Source organism: Uliginosibacterium flavum (assembly GCF_040566545.1).
Classification (GTDB): domain Bacteria; phylum Pseudomonadota; class Gammaproteobacteria; order Burkholderiales; family Rhodocyclaceae; genus Uliginosibacterium; species Uliginosibacterium flavum.
The window spans coordinates 263019-279523 of sequence record NZ_JBEWZI010000003.1 but is presented as its reverse complement, the minus strand read 5'-3'; the positions used below and the strand labels follow the sequence as shown (position 1 = coordinate 279523).

The following is a 16505-nucleotide window of genomic DNA, read 5'->3' as shown; positions in this document are numbered from 1 at the left end:
CCTGCGGGCCGGCTGATCGGCGGTTGTATAATCCGGACCTTTGTACCTTAGCTGAATTTTTAACAGGGGAAATCATGGCGGGTCATTCCAAATGGGCCAATATCCAGCACCGCAAGGGGCGTCAAGACGCGCGCCGGGGCAAGGTCTTCACCAAACTGATCAAGGAAGTCACCGTAGCCGCCAAACTGGGCGGCGGTGACATGAGCTGCAACCCGCGCCTGCGTCTGGCGGTGGAAAAGGCCAAGGCCGAGTCCATGCCCAAGGACAACATCGAAAACGCGATCAAACGCGGCACCGGCCAGCTCGACGGCGTGGTGTACGAGGAAGTGCGCTACGAGGGTTACGGCATCGGCGGCGCGGCGGTGATGGTCGACTGCCTGACCGACAACAAAGTGCGCACGGTGGCTGATGTGCGCCACGCCTTCAACAAGTATGGCGGCAACATGGGCACCGACGGCAGCGTGGCCTTCCAGTTCAAGCACTGCGGCTCGCTGATTTTTGCGCCTGGCACGAATGAAGACGCATTGGTGGAAGCCGGCCTCGAAGCCGGTGCCGACGACGTGGTGAGCAACGACGATGGCAGCTTCGAAGTCATTACCGGGCCCTGGGAATTCACCAACGTGAAGGAAGCCCTCGAAGCCGCGGGCTTCAAAGCCGAGTTCGGCGAAGTGACGATGAAGGCGCTGAACGAGACCGAACTGGCCGGTGAAGATGCCGAGCGCATGCAGAAGCTGATCGACATGCTGGAAATTCTGGACGACGTGCAGGATGTGTACACCTCGGCGGTGATGGACGCGTGATTGGCTTGTCGCGGATGAAAAAAGGCGACGCGCGGCGTCGCCTTTTTACTTTGTCGGATTCCTGATGCTCGAACGCCTCCTCGCCCCCGTCTTCGTCTTGCTCTGGAGCACCGGTTTCATCGGCGCCAAGTACGGCCTGCCCTATGCCGATGCCCTGCACTTCCTGAGCGCGCGCTATGTGCTGGTGATCGCGCTGATGGGTCTGGCGGCGCTGATCTTCCGTGCGCCCTGGCCAAAGGATACGCGCAGCGTCGCGCATATCGCAGTGGCCGGCGTGCTGATACAGGCGAGCTATCTGGGCGGCGTGTTCCTGGCGATCCAGCTGGGTTTGCCGGCGGCGCTGACGGCCCTGATCGTCGGCCTGCAGCCCATCCTTACCGCGCTGGCGGCGGGCGGGCTGCTGGGCGAGCGGGTTACGCCGCGCCAGTGGCAGGGTCTGGCGCTGGGCTTCGTCGGCGTGACGCTGGTGGTGACGCACAGCCGTGCGCCGGGACTGGCCAGTCAGTGGTCAGCCGTCGCAATGGTGTCGGCGGTTGTGGCCCTGCTCGGGATTACGCTGGGCACGCTGTACCAGAAACGTTTCTGCCCGCGCTTCGACTTGCGCACGGGCGCGGTGATCCAGTTTTCCGCGAGCTTGCTGGTCACGCTGCCGCTGGCTCTGCACTTCGAACCGCGCGCCATTGTGTGGAGCGGCTCTTTCGTGTTCGCGCTGCTGTGGCTGGTGCTGATGCTCTCGCTCGGCGCCATCAGCCTGCTCAACATCCTGATCCGGCGTGGTTCGGCGGTGAAGGTGACGAGTCTTTTCTACTTGACACCCAGTGTCACGGCGGTGTGCGCCTGGGCCTTGTTTGACGAATACATGTCGCTGCTGGCCGTGCTGGGCATGGCATTGGGCGCATTCGGCGTATGGCTGGCACGTGCCCGCTGAGCCGCACCGCGCTTACCTCTACAGCATGCCTGCCTGAAGAGGTTTTCTGGCAGGGCCTGAGCAGCACGACAGGCTGAAGAAGTCCGCTGCATGCGGCTCTTCAGCCTGATTCCTTACAGGGCCTGAACTTGCGTCAGGTGTTCAGGCGCCGCCAGCCAGCGGCTGATGATCCGGTAGATGTCAGCGTCGAAGCGCCGCGCCGGCGGCTTCTCCAGCAGACTGGCGAGTGCGCTTTCGCTCTGTGCGCTACCCAGCAAACACCATTGATCGACGACGTGAGTTTCGCTGCGCGCGCTGCCGGCATGATGTTCGCGCACGAGGATGGCGCCAGGGAACGGCCAGGGCTTCATGCGCAGCGCTGCCAGTGCGGTAGCCAGGCGCGCATCATGGATTTCCGGCGCCTCACGCCCCACGCACACCCCATTGCAGCGCCCCAGATGCACGGCCTGACAAGGGCCACCACCGCGCTCCAGGCCGAGCCGGCTAGCGCACAGCTTGTGTTGCCGGGATAGTTCCTGCAGGGCAATCGTGGCTTCGCGCTCGCCGCGCAGGCAGCCGAAAATATCCTGCCAGTCGGCCGGATCACTGCCGGCCAGATCGTCCAGCACCAGCACCGGCGCCTGCGTGGCGCGGCGCATCCAGCGCCAGCCCAGCGCGCGGGTGCGGGCCTGATCGCGCAGACTACGCAGCAATTGCAGTTCCTTGAGCTGGGCACCCAGCTCGCCGGCACAAGGCCAGGTTTCCACATCAGCGACAGCGGCGGCGACTTTCTTGTTCTTCAGGCTGTGGCGGGTGTTGGTGAAGAAACCCAGCACCTGCGAGCGCAGATCGCGCGCATAACCAATGTCCAGCAACTGGCCGGTAGCACTGCGATAGACCCAGGCGCCGGGGGAATCGGGCAGCGCTTCCAGATCACCACGCGGCAGGCGCGGCATGTCATTGCCGATGGAGTGCGCCTTGTCCCAGGCCTTTTGCAAACGCTCCCGGTCGGCACGTTTGAGTGAGTCGCCGAGAAAACGCCAGACGATCTGGGCATCATCCAGCGCACGGTGGCGCGCATCGATGGTGTAGCCGTGGCGCTCGATCAGGGCGTCGAGGCCGTGACGCGGAAACTCCGGGTCGAGCGCGCGCGAAAATTTCACTGTGCATAGCACTGGCGCGGTCCACACCAACCCCATGCGATCAAAGGCGGCGCGCAGGAAGTTGTAGTCAAAGCGGGCATTGTGAGCCACGAAGACCACATCGGAGAGCCGCGCCAGTACTTGCTCTGCGAGCATCTCGAAGGGCGGCGCAGCGGCCACCATCTCGTCCGTGATGCCGATCAGATCCTGAATGCGCTGCGGGATCGGCATGCCGGGATTGACCAGCGAGGTCCAGGTCTCGATGAGCTGATCGCCCTCGGTAATCAGGATGGCGATTTCGGTGATGCGATCCCGGCTCGGGTCGGCGCCGGTGGTTTCGAGATCGACGATGGCGAGGCGGGGAAGGTGCATGAGGACGGGAAATTTAGAACGGGAATCCGGGGGTTGAAAAGGATTGGGCTGGACACCGGCACTGTCCGGCCCAGCCCAAAACTTGCAGAGCCCGCCTTAATCCGCCTGATACGGATAAGGCTTCTGCGCGACTTTCGACGCCAGGTTGGCCTGCTGCTCGGCCGGGGTCTGCGGCTTGTCCCACCAAAGGGCACGACCCTTCTTCTGCTCTTCAAGCTCTTCGGGATGCTCGGCCATCCAGGCGTTGATGAATTTGGTGAAATCGGACACGTAGGCCATTTTGTTTTCTCTCTGGGGTGATATTCAGCGTTTGTCAGCGGGCTTGTCGCCACTGCGTTCGCGCACGATGCGCACCACGTCGGGGATGTGGCGCACGGCACGCATGATGCGGGCGAGGTGCGGGCGGTTTTTGACCTGGATGGTGAAGTGAATGATGGTCTCAGCACCACGATCACTTTCCATGTTTACATTCTGGATATTGGCTTCCTGATCGGCAATCGAGGCGGCAACACGGGCCAGCACGCCGCGGCGGTGGTGAATCAGCACGCGGATGCCGACGTCAAACAGGCGTTCGGTACCGGCTTCCCATTCGACATCGATCCAGCGGTCGCGCTCGGAGGAATGATTGCGCGTGAGGATGGGGCAGTCGTTGAGGTGCACTTCCAGCCCCTGGCCCTTCTTCAGCAGGCCGACAATCGGGTCGCCGGGAATCGGGCGACAGCAACGCGCCATCTGCACCGCCATGCCTTCACCGCCCTGGATCAGGATCGGCGTCGGAGTGCGCGGTTTGCTGGCGCTGGCCTCGCCGTTGGCAGCCGCCTGCTCATCCTGCAGGTCGGCGAGGCGACGCGCAACCACGGCAGCGAGACGTTTGCCCAGGCCGATATCGGTGTGGATGTCTTCGCGTGCCTTGGCAGAAAACTCTTTGAGAAAGCGATCCCACGCGATGCTGCCGATATCCGCCATGTGCAGGCCGAGGTGCCGGATGGATTGCGACAGCAGGCGCTCGCCCAGATGGGTGGCCTCTTCCTGCTGGACGGTCTTGAGGAAGTGGCGGATCTCGGCGCGGGCCTTGCCGGTGCGCACATACGATAGCCAAGCCGGGTTCGGGTGCGCATGCTGGGCGGTGGTGATTTCGACCTGATCGCCGTTTTTCAATTCGGTGCGCAGCGGGCGCATTTCGCCATTGATCTTGCAGGCCACGCAGCGGTTGCCGACATCGGTGTGCACCGCGTAGGCAAAATCGACCGGGGTAGCGCCGCGCGGCAGGTTGCGGATCTGACCCTTGGGGGTGAACACGAAGACATCGCCGGGAAACAGGTCAATCTTGACGTGCTCCAGAAACTCGGAGGAATCACCGGAGGAGGACTGCAACTCCAGCAGGGATTGCAGCCAGTTGTGCGTTTTGCGCTGCAGATCGGTCAGCGATTCGGCGTTGTCTTCCTTGTACATCCAGTGCGAGGCGACGCCAGACTCGGCCACGGAATGCATTTCGCTGGTGCGGATCTGGACTTCGACCGGCATACCCTGCGGGCCGATCACGGTAGTGTGCAGAGATTGATAGCCGTTGGCCTTAGGCAGGGCGATGTAATCCTTCATCTTGCCCGGCACGGGTTTATACAGCTCGTGCAACGCGCCCAGCGCCAGATAGCAGCTGGCAATGTCTTTCACCAGAATGCGGAAGCCATAAATATCCAGCACCTGTTCGAAGCCCAGGCGCTTTTCGATCATCTTGCGGTAGATGCCGAACAGATGTTTCTCGCGCCCGTACACCTCGGCATCCACGCCCCAGGCGGGCAGGCGCTCGCGCATGTTGGTCATCAGCTTGGCAACCAGTTCGCGCCGGTCGCCGCGTACGGTGCGTAGCGCCTTGGCCAGCACGCGGTAGCGCAGCGGATAGGTGTTCTTGAACGAGAGTTCCTGCAGCTCGCGATACAGCGTATTCAGGCCGAGGCGGTTGGCAATCGGCGCGAAGATTTCCAGCGTCTCGCGGGCAATGCGCCGGCGCTTGTCCGGGCGCACCGCGTCCAGCGTGCGCATGTTGTGCAGGCGATCCGCCAGCTTGATCAGGATGACGCGCACGTCACGCGCCATGGCGAGGAACATCTTGCGATAGTTCTCGGCCTGCGCTTCCTGATAGGTCTTGAATTCGATGCGGTCGAGTTTGGAGACGCCATCGACCAGCTCGGCCGCGATCTTGCCAAACTGCGCCTCGATATCGGCCTTGGTGACGTCCGAATCTTCCATCACGTCGTGGAGCAAACCGCCGATCAGGGCCTGCGCATCCAGATGCCATTGCGACAGGATTTCAGCCACCGCCAGCGGATGCGAGACGTAAGGCTCGCCACTGATGCGGAATTGACCGGCGTGCGCCTGGGTGGCCAGCGCGTAGGCGGCTTCGAGGCGTTCGAGGTCTTCAGGCTTGAGGTAGCGTGCGGCTTGCGCACGCAGGCGGGCGAATTCGACGGCTTCTACGAATTCACTCGCAGCAAGCGCACTGCCCACATGATTTGCAGACAGGGTCGAATCAGGCGGCGTAGCGGCGGGGCTGGCAATGGGGCTGGCAACAGGGCTGGGCTCCATTGTGCTCTCCGGCAGGCTGCGCGCGCCCGGTACGGATCAGGACTGGCTGCGGGTGAGCATCTCGCGGCCGATCTTGCCGGCAGCGATTTCACGCAGGGCGACGACGGTGGGCTTGTCACGATCATTCTCGACCAGTGGGGTGCTGCCGGCCGTGAGCTGGCGCGCACGATAGGTCGCGGCCAGGGTCAGCTCGAAGCGGTTGGGGATCATGTACAGGCATTCGTCGACAGTGATACGGGCCATGATGGCGTTCCTTATAATTTTCAGACAGCAGGGAGAAAACTTGCCGGGTTGCGCAGCCGCATCAGCGGGGTACGCAATCGTGCGGCACGGACGACGGTGGAGAGCTCGTCCAGCGCGACTTGCAAGTCATTGTTAATTATAACGTAGTCGAAGCGATCCACCTGACGCATTTCGTCACGGGCACCGGTCAGGCGCAGAGCAATCACCTCTTCACTGTCGGTGCCGCGCCCGCGCAAGCGCTTTTCCAGCACCTCGAAGCTGGGCGGCAGAATGAAGATGCTGACCGCCTGCGGGAAGATCTGGCGCACCTGCTCGGCGCCCTGACAGTCGATTTCCAGCAGCACATCATGGCCGCCAGCGAGCTGATCTTCCAGCCACTGACGCGAGGTGGCGTAAAAATTTCCGTGCACCTCGGCCCACTCCAGAAACTCACCCCGATCCCGCCGGGCCTGGAAATCAGTGGCATCGGTGAAGTTGTAAGCGACGCCATTGACCTCGCCATCGCGCGGCGCGCGCGTCGTGTAGGACACCGACAGGCGCACCGCCGCATCACGCGACAGCAGGCCGCGTACCAGAGTGGTCTTGCCAGCACCCGAAGGTGCAGCGACGATGAAAAGAGAGCCGGCCATGGATTACTCCAGATTCTGCACTTGTTCGCGCATCTGCTCGATATAGACCTTCAGATCGACCGAAATTTCCGTCAATTTGGGCGAAACGGCCTTGGAACCGAGCGTGTTGGCTTCGCGATTGAGTTCCTGCATCAGGAAATCCAGACGCTTGCCGACCGCGCCACCCTTGTTCAGTACGCGTTCGACTTCGTCCAGATGGGCAGACAGGCGCGTCACTTCTTCGGCCACGTCGGCGCGCTGGGCGAACAAGGTCACCTCCTGCCGGATGCGGTCTTCATCCAGGCTGGCGACGGCTTCGCGCAGCTTGGCGGTAAGGCGCTCGCGGTATTCGGCCACGGCAGCGGGCACGATGGGTGCGGCGACGGCAACACGTTCGCGCATCAGGGCGACACGCTCACGCAGTGAAGTCACCAGTTTTTCGCCTTCACGGGCGCGGGAAGCACGCAATTCTTCAATCGCCGCCTTGGCAATCGCCTGCACTTCCGCCGCCAGTTTGTCGTTTTCCAGCCCGTTTTCGGCCAGTACGCCTGGGTAGCGCAGGATTTCACCAGCGGACATCGGGGCAGCTTCCGGCAAGATCGCGCGCACGCTGGCCTGAGCCGTTTTGAGCTGCTCCAGCATGGCAGTATTGATCGTGAGGCCTGTTGTAGCGGCGCCTACCGCCTGCAAACTCATGCGACATTCCAGCTTGCCGCGTGATACGCTGGCGTTGATCTGCTCGCGCACTAGGGGCTCTGCAAAGCGGAGTTCTTCGACGATGCGGAAGGCCAGATCCAGGTAGCGCGAATTCACGCTGCGCAGTTCGATCTGCAGGGAGGCGTTGCCTACATTACGCGACAATGTCGCGTAGCCGGTCATGCTGAATACCATCGGGATTCTTTCCTGGTACAGGTGTATCCGCCTTTACAGTGTGCGGACAAAGCCTGAAAATCGATTGAACTCGGATAATAACGCCCGGACACATGTCGTCTCAAGTTAATAGCGCCCTGCCACCCGGCTTTCAGCTGGAGCAATACCGCATCGAACAGCAGCTCAGTCTGGGCGGGTTTTCGATCGTGTATCTGGCTACGGATCAGGAAGGCAAGCCGGTCGCGATCAAGGAATATCTGCCGAACTCGCTGTCGCTACGCAAGGCGGGCGAGATCGAGCCGCAGATCGACGAGGAGCATCAGGCCGCGTTCCGTTACGGCATGAAGTGTTTTTTCGAAGAAGGCCGCTCGCTGGCCAAGCTGCTGCATCCGAATGTCGTGCGCGTGCTGAATTTTTTCCGCGCCAACGGCACTGTCTACATGGTCATGCAGTTCGAGCGCGGCCGTACCCTGCAGGATTTCATCCAGCGCAATAAAGGCCATATCAAGGAGCGTTTCATTCGCGGCGTGTTCACCCGCATGCTCAATGGCCTGCGCGAGGTGCATACACACAAGCTGCTGCATCTGGATATCAAGCCGTCCAACATCTACCTGCGCAACGACGGCACACCTGTCTTGCTGGATTTCGGCGCGGCCCGCCAGACCTTGGCGCAGGACCAGCCGATGCTCAAGCCGATGTACACGCCCGGCTTCGCCCCGCCCGAGCAATTCACGGATCGCGACAACCTCGGCCCGTGGAGCGACATCTACAGCACTGGCGCGGCGATGTATGCTTGTCTGGCTGGCGTGGCACCGCAGCGCTCGGATGAGCGCATCAAGAAGGACCTGCTGGAGCCGGCAGTGAAGCGCTGGGCCGGGCAGTACTCGCCGCACCTGCTGGAGACCATCGACTGGTGTCTGGCAATCAACCCGCTGGAACGACCGCAGAGCGTTTACGCCCTGCAAAAAGAACTGCTCACCCGCACCCGCTTCGTCGCGCAGGTGGCGCCTACCTCTCTGCTGGGCAAGACAACCCAGTACTTGCGAACCTTGTTGGGTAAATCATGAAGTTTACGATCTACCAGGAAAGCCGTCCCGGCGCCCGCCCGAATAATCAGGATCGGGTGGCCTACAGCTACACGCGCGAAGCCCTGCTGCTGGTGGTGGCCGATGGCATGGGCGGCCACCTGCATGGCGAAATCGCCGCGCAGATCGCCGTGCAATACATCATCGAATCCTTCCAGCGCGCGGCCAAGCCGCAGATCGCGGACGAGCTGATGTTCCTGTCGCGCTGTCTGGGCAACGCCCATGCTGCAATTCAGGATTACGCCTTCGACAAGAGCCTGCCCGAGGCGCCGCGCACCACCATCGTCGCCTGCCTGATCCAGAACAGCGTGGCCTACTGGGCACACGCAGGCGATTCGCGCCTGTACCTGATCCGCCGTGGCCGCATTGCACAGCAGACCAAGGATCACTCGCGCCTGCAGATGATGCTCGACCAAGGCCTGATCGATGAAGAAGCCGCCGCCCGCCACCCCGCGCGCAACCGCATCTTCAGCTGCCTGGGCGGCACACATTCACCACAGATCGAATTCTCCTCGCCCGTACCTTTGTTCGCCAACGATCTGATCGCGATCTGCAGCGATGGCGTGTGGGGCAACCTCACCAATGAAGACTTCACCGAACGCCTCGGCGAAGCCAACGTCCTTGACGCCTCGCCACGTCTGCTGGATCTGGCCGAAGCCCACGGCGGGCTGACCTGCGACAACCTGTCGATGCTGGCCATGCGCTGGCATGACGACTATGCCGAAGGTCAGGCCTCGACCATCTCCACCGACACCATGCCCATGGACGGAATCACCACCAAGATGGAAGGCTTCAACCGCACCCGCCCCGAAGCCGCGAATCTGAGCGATTCCGACATCGAAAAGGCGATCAACGAGATCAACCTGGCGATTCAAAAGTATTCCAAATTCGACCCGGGCAAATAACTTCGCCGTGACATCAGGAACGGGGCGCTGCGGCGCCCCGTTCCTTTACCCTTCTTCCTTCTCCGTACTCGCCATGACCCGACCCTCAAACCGCCTCCCCGCCCAACTGCGCGATGTGCGCATTACCCGCAATTACACCTGCCATGCCGAAGGTTCAGTGCTGATCGAATTCGGCAACACCAAGGTGCTGTGCACGGCCAGTGTTGAAGAAAACGTGCCGCCGTTCTTGCGTGGCAAGGGCGAAGGCTGGGTCACGGCTGAATACGGCATGCTGCCGCGTTCCACGCATACGCGCATGGCGCGTGAGGCGGCCAAGGGCAAGCAGAGCGGGCGCACCCAGGAAATCCAGCGCCTGATCGGCCGCAGCCTGCGTGCCGTGGTGGACATGAAGGCGCTGGGTGAGCGCCAGATCACCATTGATTGCGACGTGCTGCAGGCCGATGGCGGCACGCGCACCGCGTCGATCACCGGTGCCTGCGTGGCCCTGCACGATGCACTGCAAGGCCTGATCGCGGCCGGCAAGCTGTCGGCCTCGCCGCTCAAGGATTGGGTCGCCGCCGTGTCGGTGGGCATGTTCGAAGGCACGCCGGTGCTGGATCTGGATTACCCGGAAGATTCGGCCTGCGATACCGACATGAACGTGGTGATAACCGGTAGCGGCGGCTTCGTTGAAGTGCAGGGCACGGCCGAGGGCGCGCCGTTTGCCCGCAGCGAACTCGACAGCCTGCTGGCGCTGGCCGATCAGGGCATCCAGCAGCTGGTCGCCTTGCAGAAGCAGGCCGTGGCTGGCTGAAGAATCGCGCTGCGCCTGCCTGTTCAGACAGGCAGGCTGAAGAGGCAGGCTGGGTGAGGCTCTTGGGCACAGTGGTACACAAGCCCACGAACGCCGCCCGGCATGCAGTCCTTCGACCTCAGGATAAGCCGGGCTTCGCCCAGCGGAATCAGGGGCTTTTGCGGGAGATAAGGGGCGGTCGTCCCGGATTCCGCTACGCTGCATCCAGGCTACACAACCAGACTTCATCAGCCCGCCTCTATAGAATCCTGTCATGCAGTTCTCGCGTAACCAGATCCAGATTTTTTCCCTGATCGCCGTATCCATGCTGGCCCACGTCACCATGGGTGGCGGGCGAGTGGCCGCGTCGCTGTTCATGCTCAAGTACAACGGCTCGGAAGCGCTGGCCGGCGTGGCTTACAGCAGTTTCAGTCTGCTGCCGGCAATCCTCTCGCTCCACATGGGGCGCTGGATCGACAAAGTCGGCCCGCGCCGGGTCATGCGTATCAGCCAGATGCTGATGATTGCCGGCCTGTTTACGCCAGCCCTGGCACCCGGGCTGTTCACCGTGCTGGGTGCGGCGATTGTCTGCGGTCTGGGTTTTGCCAGCTACATGCTGGCGGCCAATGTGGCGGTCAGTATCATGCCCTTCGAACGCGAGGGCGAGCGTGTCGGCATGCTCGGCTGGCTGGCCATGGGCAATTCCGTGGCGGCGGTGGGCGGCCCCAGTATCGCCGGCTTCATGATCGATCACGGCGGCTTCGCCTCCGCCTATCTGACCCTGGCCGTGATTGTCTGCGGCAGCCTGCTGGTGTCCTTCTGTGTCGACGTGCCCGGCGGGGTCGGTGCGCAGCGCAAAGCCCAGAGTGGTGGCGGCAGCATCGTGCGGATGGTTTTCAGCAATCCGCGCCTGTTGCGCATCTATCTGCTGACCATGGCCATCTCGCTGGCCTATGACGGTTTTGCTTTCATGACGCCGGTGCTGGGCAATGAGCGCGGCCTCTCCGCCACCACCATCGGCATGATTCTGTCCTGCTTTGCGGTCGGCACTTTCGCGGTGCGCGCCCTGCTGCCCTGGTTGTCGCGGCGCCTGTCGGAATGGCGCATGCTGAGTCTGGCCTTCGCCCTCACCGCCGCGACCTTCTGCCTGCTTCCGCTGGTGCACAATGTCTATCTGCAAGCTGCGCTGGGCTTCATTTTCGGCCTCGCCGCGGGTGTCGGTCAGCCCAACATCCTGAGTCTGATCTACCGCGCCATGCCGCCGGGCAAAGCCGGCGAAGGCGCCGGCCTGCGCGCAATGATGGGCAATTTCATGGGCCTCACCGGCCCGTCCTGTTTCGGCGCGCTGGCCGGCCTGTTCGGCGCCGCGCCAGTCTTCCTGATCATCGGCAGCATTGCCGGCTATTCCGGCTGGCAGGCGCGGCGCGGTTACAGGCTGAGTCAGGAAGAGCCTGAACGGGACGTCTGACTCGCCTTAGATGCTGAATATTTTTCGACAAGCTGACAATTTCAGACAATTTTCGTCTGTCGGAACCCCGTAGGAGCTAGCGAAGCCGGCGATGGTGTTGTGCCCCAATTCACGCCTGAATCGTCAGCTTCGCTAGCTCCTACAAAAATCTCAATCACCACCCGGCCGGCGGAAATCCGCCTCGATCCAGGCGGTGGCATTGGCGATGCTGAACTTGAATTCCGGCCCCACACGCACCTGCGCCAGCTGCTCGCCCGCCGCATTTCGGGCGCTGAGCACCGCATAGGGATCGTCCTCGTCGGGCACGATGTCCAGATTCACATCGATACGCCCGTCGTCCGTGTTGATCGACAGGCTTTTGTGGAGCATCGCGTGCGCGTGCTGTTCGCTGCGCCGGAGCACTTCCGAAGCGGTCTTGACCAGGGTGCTGAAGGCCGATGAATCCAGCGGTTTGGGATTCTTCTTGTCGCGACCCATGGTCCACGGGCCGACCAGCGCGGGCTCCGGTTCGCCGTCCAGAATCATCTCGACGGCCCAGCCGTCGTCATCCTGATTCTTGATCACGCGGGCGGTCCAGCCCTTGTCGCGCCACAGTCGCGGCTCATTGATGGTGGCGGGGGTTTCAGGCTCGAAAGCCTCGTTCGTGCTGTTTGATGTCATGGCCCGGATTGTAGCGTCCGGCGCGCCTTTTCAAGCATACATTGCGCACAGCCAAGCGCAGCGGGTATCTTCAAGGCATCAGCCTGAAGATGCCCGTCAGGCGGGGCTCTTCAGGCAGGCATCAGTCCACAGCCTCCGCTGCGACAGCCGCCAGCGACTCCTTGTGATTGCGCCGACGCCAGGCCCAGGTCTTGATGGCTTGCGGCAGCAAGGTCAGGCAGGAGCAGTAGTAGATGAACTTGAAGCCGAGCAGGCGCGGGCCGACGGGGGTGTTGCGGAAGATGTCGCCAGCCAGGATCGAGACGACGGCCTCCTGCATGCGCCAGACGTTCTGCGGCTGCATGAAGATCTTGCGGATCGCCGGCGAGGTGATGCGATAGATGAACCAGGAGAACATTTTCGGGCCGTGGCCCATGACGCGCTCGAACTGGCGGAAGGCTTTTTCGGCCAGCTTCTTCTCGCCACGCAACCAGAAATCCACCGCCGTGGCGGCTTCGAAGGCGCTGTTCATGGCGAGGAAGACACCGGAAGAAAACATCGGATCAACGAAGGCATACGCGTCGCCGATCATGGCAAAACGCTCACCCCGGCAATAGGCCGAGTTGTAGGAAAAATTGCCGGTGGCGGTGGCCGGCTCGACCATCGTCGCGTCCTTCAGGCGATCCGCCAGACGCGGCACCAGCGCGATGGTTTCCATCAGGAAGTTCGAGGGATCGCTCTTGCGGTTCTTGAAGTAGGCTGGCGAAGCCACCGCGCCGACGCTGACCGTGCCGTCACGCAGCGGGATGTACCAGAACCAGCCATGATCAAACCAGAAAATCGTGATGTTCCCTTCGCGTCGACCCTTGCCGCGCACCGCGCCGGTGAAGTGGCCAAACAGCGCGGCGCTGCTGTGATCCGGGTTACGCTGCTTGATGCCGAACTGGTTGGAAAGCAGCGTATCGCGGCCGCTGGCGTCGATCACGAAGCGCGGGCGCCATTCGGTTTCGCTGCCGTCACTGGCCTTGACCTTGACCAGCGCGCGCTCGTCGCCGCCCTTGCCAGCGTCCATGTCGACGTGGGTGGCGCGCTGGCCTTCAAAGGTGCGCACACCCCGCTTGGCTGCGTGACGGAACAGCACTTCGTCGAATTCCGAACGGCGCACATGAAAGGAAAACGGAAAGGACTTGTCCATCGCATCGGCAAAGACCAGATCGCTGGTGTGATCGTGCCAGGGCGACACGAACTCGACGCCGTACTTGGTGATGCCGATCTTCTCGATCTCGGCGCGCACACCGAGTCGGTCGAACAAGGGCATATTCATCGGCAGCAGCGATTCACCGATGTGAAAGCGCGGGTGCTGCGCCTTTTCCAGCATCACCACGTCATGGCCGCGCTCGGCCAGTATCGTCGCAGCGGCCGAACCAGCCGGCCCGCCGCCGATGATCAGCACATCCGGAGACTGGCTGTTGAAACTCTGTGGCATATCGTTTGGGGAGGCGCTCGTAGCGGCGCTTGATCCCGGCATTGGCTTATCCATGTTCTCTCCTGAAGCTTGGGGCGAAACCCTATTATCAGTCAAAAATCACGGCGGCCTGCGTCCAGGAATGTGCCGCACGGCACAGACACTCGGCATGCGCGTTACGCGCCGGTCCGGGGCAAACTTTCCCGCTTCAGCCGCACCTGCTCGCGCTCCGCTTCGGTCAAGGCCTTGTAGCCACGCCCCAAGGGCCAGCCATAGCCCCAGCGAAAACGTGTCGGCCAGAACGGTGAGCCGCCCACGCGCACCCCAGCCAGCATCAAGGTGGCAATCGCCGGCTCGCCGACGGCGCCGACACAGCGTTCCATCTCACGATCCGCCGCCAGCCGTTCCGCATACGAGCCGCCGGCCCAATAGCTCAGGTCGTGCGCCACACAGCAGTCGCGCCACAGAGTCTTCTGGCTCAGCGTGCCGTCCGGAAACTCGCTGCAGCCATCACTGCTGAATGGCGCAATTTCATCGGCGTGGGCGCCGGCGCAGCTCAGCGCCAGCAAGACCGCCATCCAGAACTCAGGCATAGCGCGTCGGATCGCTCAGCCCGGCTGCTTCAAAGCCGGCACGGCGCAGACGACAGGCGTCACACTGGCCGCAGGCATGGCCTTGGTCATCAGCCTGATAGCAGGAAACCGTCATGGCGTAATCCACGCCCAGCGCCATGCCGCGCTGCACGATCTGGGCCTTGGTCAGATCAATCAGGGGCGCCCGGATGCGCAGACGTGCACCTTCCACGCCAACCTTGGTAGCCAGATTGGCCATCGCCTCGAAGGCTTCGATGAAGGCCGGGCGGCAGTCCGGATAGCCGGAATAATCCACCGCATTCACGCCCACGAAAATGGCATTGGCCTTGAGCACTTCGGCCCAGCCCAGTGCCAGTGAGAGCATTACGGTATTGCGCGCCGGCACGTAGGTGACCGGGATGCCGCCATCCTCGACGCCCGCCGTCGGCACGGCAATACTGGCATCGGTGAGGGCCGAGCCGCCAAATTGACCGAGATCGACATGGCCGACGCGATGCTCTTTCGCCCCCAGCGCAGCCGCCACGCGCGTGGCCGCGTTCAGCTCGGCCGCATGACGCTGGCCATAGGCCACCGACAAAGCATAGGTTTCAAAGCCTTCGGCGCGGGCGATGGCAAGGCAGGTGGCGGAATCGAGTCCGCCGGAGAGCAGGACGACGGCGCGGGGAGCTGACATGAGATGACTTTCGGGAGAACACGCAACAGGGCGCAATTATCCACCTTTCGCGGGGTGGCTTGCTATGAACAGGCCACCTGAAGAGCCGCACCCAGTGGGCCTGTCCGCACAGGCCTGCTGTAGACGCCCGCTGGGCGCGGCTTTACAGCCTACTCCTTACTTGTCGGCGTTGGCGCCGCCCGCCGTCTCGTCATCCTGCAGCCAGGAGCCCATCAGCTTGTAGCTCACCGCCAGCAGCAGCGGGCCGAGAAAGATCCCGAGCAAGCCGAAACTGATCAATCCACCGATCACGCCGGCAAGGATCAACAGCAGAGGCAGATTCGCCCCACGCCGGATCAGCCAGGGGCGCAGGAAGTTATCCAGGTTCACCACGATCAGCATCCAGATAAGCAGGAAAGTTCCCCAGGCTGGCTGATCGCTCCAGTACAGCCAGACGATAGCCGGCACCAACACCGGAACGACGCCGATCTGGGCAATGCACAACATGAACATCAGCGCGGTGAGTACAGCGGTAAAGGGAATGCCGGTCAAAGCCAGCCCGACACCACCGAGCAAGGCCTGCACCAGCGCCGTGACCCCCACGCCGAGCGCCACGCCCCGGATGGCGCCCGCCGCAAGAATGATCATCTCATCGCCACGCCGCCCGCCCAGCTTGCGCGCGAAGCGTTGCAACGCCCCGGCGGCCACTTCGCCGCGCATGTACAGAATGGCCGAGATCGCAATCGCCAGCGCAATTTGCAGCATGATCATGCCCAGACTGCCGACCCGGGTAGCGAACCATTTGGTCATGTCGCCAGCGTAGGGCGCTGCCTTCGCCGTCAAGCCCTGGACACCCATGGAGACACCCTGCGCCCACAGCTCAGCGGCTTTGCTGCCGACATAGGGCAGACCGGCAAGCCAGGCCGGCGCTTGCGGCGCAGCCAGTAATTTCAGCGATCCCGCCAGGGTGATGATCTCGTCGCTGTTATGAATCAGAGTGCTGATGGCCAGCACGAAGGGTAAAAACAGCGCGAGCCACAGCCCCACAATCAGGATGGTTGCGGCCAGCCAGCGCCGCCCGCCAAGCCGGCGCTGCAGGATCAGCAACAGTGGCCAGGACGCCACCACGATCATCGTCGCCCAGGTGATCGCCATCAAAAACGGCGATAGCACCCACAAGGAAGCCAGCAGCAAAACGCCGGTCAGGCAAATGCTGAGCAAGGTGCGGGCAAGGTCGGGGCGAGATGTCGGCATGGCAAAGGCTCGATCAGGAAAGAGAGCGGCCATGATAAGGGAATCTGCGTGCAGCGGTTGTACGCGCTGAAAAACGGACAAGGCCGCCCGTGGATGTCACGAGCGGCCTTGGGTTCAGACCTGCTGGAGGGGAGGAACAGGCCCGAA

General features: G+C 62.6%; 17 protein-coding genes. 6 read left to right on the top strand and 11 right to left on the bottom strand.

Going from position 1 to position 16505, the window contains the following annotated elements:
* Positions 1-74: 74 nt before the first annotated feature.
* Both ABXR19_RS04630 and ABXR19_RS04625 read left to right on the top strand, forming a co-directional pair.
* The gene (locus ABXR19_RS04630; RefSeq protein WP_354599923.1) at positions 75-800 is read left to right on the top strand and encodes a YebC/PmpR family DNA-binding transcriptional regulator; all 726 of its coding nucleotides are present in this window, start codon (positions 75-77) and stop codon (positions 798-800) included.
* 64 nt (positions 801-864) lie between these two features.
* Positions 865-1728 carry a DMT family transporter gene (locus tag ABXR19_RS04625; RefSeq protein WP_354599922.1) on the top strand — a complete coding sequence of 288 codons (864 nt, stop codon included), beginning with the start codon at positions 865-867 and terminating at the stop codon, positions 1726-1728.
* A 113-nt stretch (positions 1729-1841) separates the two neighbouring features.
* Here ABXR19_RS04625 and ABXR19_RS04620 read toward each other — a convergent pair whose 3' ends face one another.
* The 6 genes from ABXR19_RS04620 to ABXR19_RS04595 form a co-directional block, all read right to left on the bottom strand.
* Positions 1842-3221 carry an exonuclease domain-containing protein gene (locus ABXR19_RS04620; RefSeq protein WP_354599921.1) on the bottom strand — a complete coding sequence of 460 codons (1380 nt, stop codon included), beginning with the start codon at positions 3219-3221 and terminating at the stop codon, positions 1842-1844.
* Positions 3222-3317: 96 nt separating this feature from the next.
* Positions 3318-3500: a DUF3460 family protein gene (locus ABXR19_RS04615; protein WP_354599920.1), complete on the bottom strand. Its 183-nt coding sequence runs from the start codon at positions 3498-3500 to the stop codon at positions 3318-3320.
* Between the two features lie 24 nt (positions 3501-3524).
* Positions 3525-5804: a RelA/SpoT family protein gene (locus ABXR19_RS04610; RefSeq protein ID WP_354599919.1), complete on the bottom strand. Its 2280-nt coding sequence runs from the start codon at positions 5802-5804 to the stop codon at positions 3525-3527.
* 36 nt (positions 5805-5840) lie between these two features.
* A complete protein-coding gene (rpoZ, locus tag ABXR19_RS04605) occupies positions 5841-6047 on the bottom strand; it encodes a DNA-directed RNA polymerase subunit omega (RefSeq protein ID WP_435594295.1) in 207 nt (68 codons plus the stop codon).
* A gap of 20 nt (positions 6048-6067) precedes the next feature.
* Positions 6068-6676 (bottom strand): guanylate kinase, encoded by a 609-nt coding sequence (gene gmk / locus ABXR19_RS04600; RefSeq protein WP_354599918.1) that lies wholly within the window; start codon positions 6674-6676, stop codon positions 6068-6070.
* 3 nt (positions 6677-6679) lie between these two features.
* Positions 6680-7546, bottom strand: a complete 867-nt coding sequence (locus tag ABXR19_RS04595) for a YicC/YloC family endoribonuclease (RefSeq protein WP_354599917.1) — start codon at positions 7544-7546, stop codon at positions 6680-6682.
* 92 nt (positions 7547-7638) lie between these two features.
* Here ABXR19_RS04595 and ABXR19_RS04590 point away from each other — a divergent pair, with 92 nt between their 5' ends.
* From ABXR19_RS04590 to ABXR19_RS04575, 4 genes are all read left to right on the top strand, one after another.
* Positions 7639-8592: a serine/threonine protein kinase gene (locus ABXR19_RS04590; protein WP_354599916.1), complete on the top strand. Its 954-nt coding sequence runs from the start codon at positions 7639-7641 to the stop codon at positions 8590-8592.
* Entirely contained in the window at positions 8589-9515 is a 927-nt protein-coding gene (locus ABXR19_RS04585) for a PP2C family protein-serine/threonine phosphatase (protein ID WP_354599915.1), read from the top strand. Before ABXR19_RS04590 ends, ABXR19_RS04585 begins: the two co-directional genes overlap by 4 nt.
* 73 nt (positions 9516-9588) lie before the next feature.
* Positions 9589-10308 carry a ribonuclease PH gene (gene rph, locus ABXR19_RS04580; RefSeq protein ID WP_354599914.1) on the top strand — a complete coding sequence of 240 codons (720 nt, stop codon included), beginning with the start codon at positions 9589-9591 and terminating at the stop codon, positions 10306-10308.
* Positions 10309-10561: 253 nt separating this feature from the next.
* Entirely contained in the window at positions 10562-11755 is a 1194-nt protein-coding gene (locus ABXR19_RS04575; protein ID WP_354599913.1) for an MFS transporter, read from the top strand.
* Positions 11756-11905: 150 nt separating this feature from the next.
* On the opposite strand, the gene ABXR19_RS04570 is transcribed toward ABXR19_RS04575, so the two are convergent.
* The 5 genes from ABXR19_RS04570 to ydiK form a co-directional block, all read right to left on the bottom strand.
* Positions 11906-12415, bottom strand: coding sequence for a hypothetical protein (locus ABXR19_RS04570; protein ID WP_354599912.1), 510 nt, complete (start codon positions 12413-12415; stop codon positions 11906-11908).
* Positions 12416-12536: 121 nt separating this feature from the next.
* The gene (locus ABXR19_RS04565) at positions 12537-13934 is read right to left on the bottom strand and encodes an NAD(P)/FAD-dependent oxidoreductase (protein ID WP_354599911.1); all 1398 of its coding nucleotides are present in this window, start codon (positions 13932-13934) and stop codon (positions 12537-12539) included.
* A gap of 101 nt (positions 13935-14035) precedes the next feature.
* Positions 14036-14452 carry a hypothetical protein gene (locus ABXR19_RS04560; RefSeq protein ID WP_354599910.1) on the bottom strand — a complete coding sequence of 139 codons (417 nt, stop codon included), beginning with the start codon at positions 14450-14452 and terminating at the stop codon, positions 14036-14038.
* Complete coding sequence (gene queC, locus ABXR19_RS04555; RefSeq protein WP_354599909.1) at positions 14445-15125, bottom strand: 7-cyano-7-deazaguanine synthase QueC; 681 nt, start codon at positions 15123-15125, stop codon at positions 14445-14447. Before queC ends, ABXR19_RS04560 begins: the two co-directional genes overlap by 8 nt.
* 156 nt (positions 15126-15281) lie before the next feature.
* Positions 15282-16358: an AI-2E family transporter YdiK gene (gene ydiK, locus ABXR19_RS04550; protein ID WP_354599908.1), complete on the bottom strand. Its 1077-nt coding sequence runs from the start codon at positions 16356-16358 to the stop codon at positions 15282-15284.
* Positions 16359-16505 lie beyond the last annotated feature (147 nt).

What these genes read in the sequence shown, in the direction of transcription:
- ABXR19_RS04560 (WP_354599910.1), bottom strand. Translation starts at nt 14,452, where the DNA reads ATGCCTGAGTTCTGGATGGCGGTCTTGCTGGCGCTGAGCTGCGCCGGC.
- gmk (WP_354599918.1), bottom strand. Translation starts at nt 6,676, where the DNA reads ATGGCCGGCTCTCTTTTCATCGTCGCTGCACCTTCGGGTGCTGGCAAG.
- ABXR19_RS04590 (WP_354599916.1), top strand. Translation starts at nt 7,639, where the DNA reads ATGTCGTCTCAAGTTAATAGCGCCCTGCCACCCGGCTTTCAGCTGGAG.
- ABXR19_RS04615 (WP_354599920.1), bottom strand. Translation starts at nt 3,500, where the DNA reads ATGGCCTACGTGTCCGATTTCACCAAATTCATCAACGCCTGGATGGCC.
- ABXR19_RS04595 (WP_354599917.1), bottom strand. Translation starts at nt 7,546, where the DNA reads ATGGTATTCAGCATGACCGGCTACGCGACATTGTCGCGTAATGTAGGC.
- ABXR19_RS04585 (WP_354599915.1), top strand. Translation starts at nt 8,589, where the DNA reads ATGAAGTTTACGATCTACCAGGAAAGCCGTCCCGGCGCCCGCCCGAAT.
- rph (WP_354599914.1), top strand. Translation starts at nt 9,589, where the DNA reads ATGACCCGACCCTCAAACCGCCTCCCCGCCCAACTGCGCGATGTGCGC.
- ABXR19_RS04570 (WP_354599912.1), bottom strand. Translation starts at nt 12,415, where the DNA reads ATGACATCAAACAGCACGAACGAGGCTTTCGAGCCTGAAACCCCCGCC.
- ABXR19_RS04575 (WP_354599913.1), top strand. Translation starts at nt 10,562, where the DNA reads ATGCAGTTCTCGCGTAACCAGATCCAGATTTTTTCCCTGATCGCCGTA.
- ABXR19_RS04610 (WP_354599919.1), bottom strand. Translation starts at nt 5,804, where the DNA reads ATGGAGCCCAGCCCTGTTGCCAGCCCCATTGCCAGCCCCGCCGCTACG.
- ABXR19_RS04565 (WP_354599911.1), bottom strand. Translation starts at nt 13,934, where the DNA reads ATGGATAAGCCAATGCCGGGATCAAGCGCCGCTACGAGCGCCTCCCCA.
- ABXR19_RS04630 (WP_354599923.1), top strand. Translation starts at nt 75, where the DNA reads ATGGCGGGTCATTCCAAATGGGCCAATATCCAGCACCGCAAGGGGCGT.
- ABXR19_RS04625 (WP_354599922.1), top strand. Translation starts at nt 865, where the DNA reads ATGCTCGAACGCCTCCTCGCCCCCGTCTTCGTCTTGCTCTGGAGCACC.
- ABXR19_RS04620 (WP_354599921.1), bottom strand. Translation starts at nt 3,221, where the DNA reads ATGCACCTTCCCCGCCTCGCCATCGTCGATCTCGAAACCACCGGCGCC.
- rpoZ (WP_435594295.1), bottom strand. Translation starts at nt 6,047, where the DNA reads ATGGCCCGTATCACTGTCGACGAATGCCTGTACATGATCCCCAACCGC.
- ydiK (WP_354599908.1), bottom strand. Translation starts at nt 16,358, where the DNA reads ATGCCGACATCTCGCCCCGACCTTGCCCGCACCTTGCTCAGCATTTGC.
- queC (WP_354599909.1), bottom strand. Translation starts at nt 15,125, where the DNA reads ATGTCAGCTCCCCGCGCCGTCGTCCTGCTCTCCGGCGGACTCGATTCC.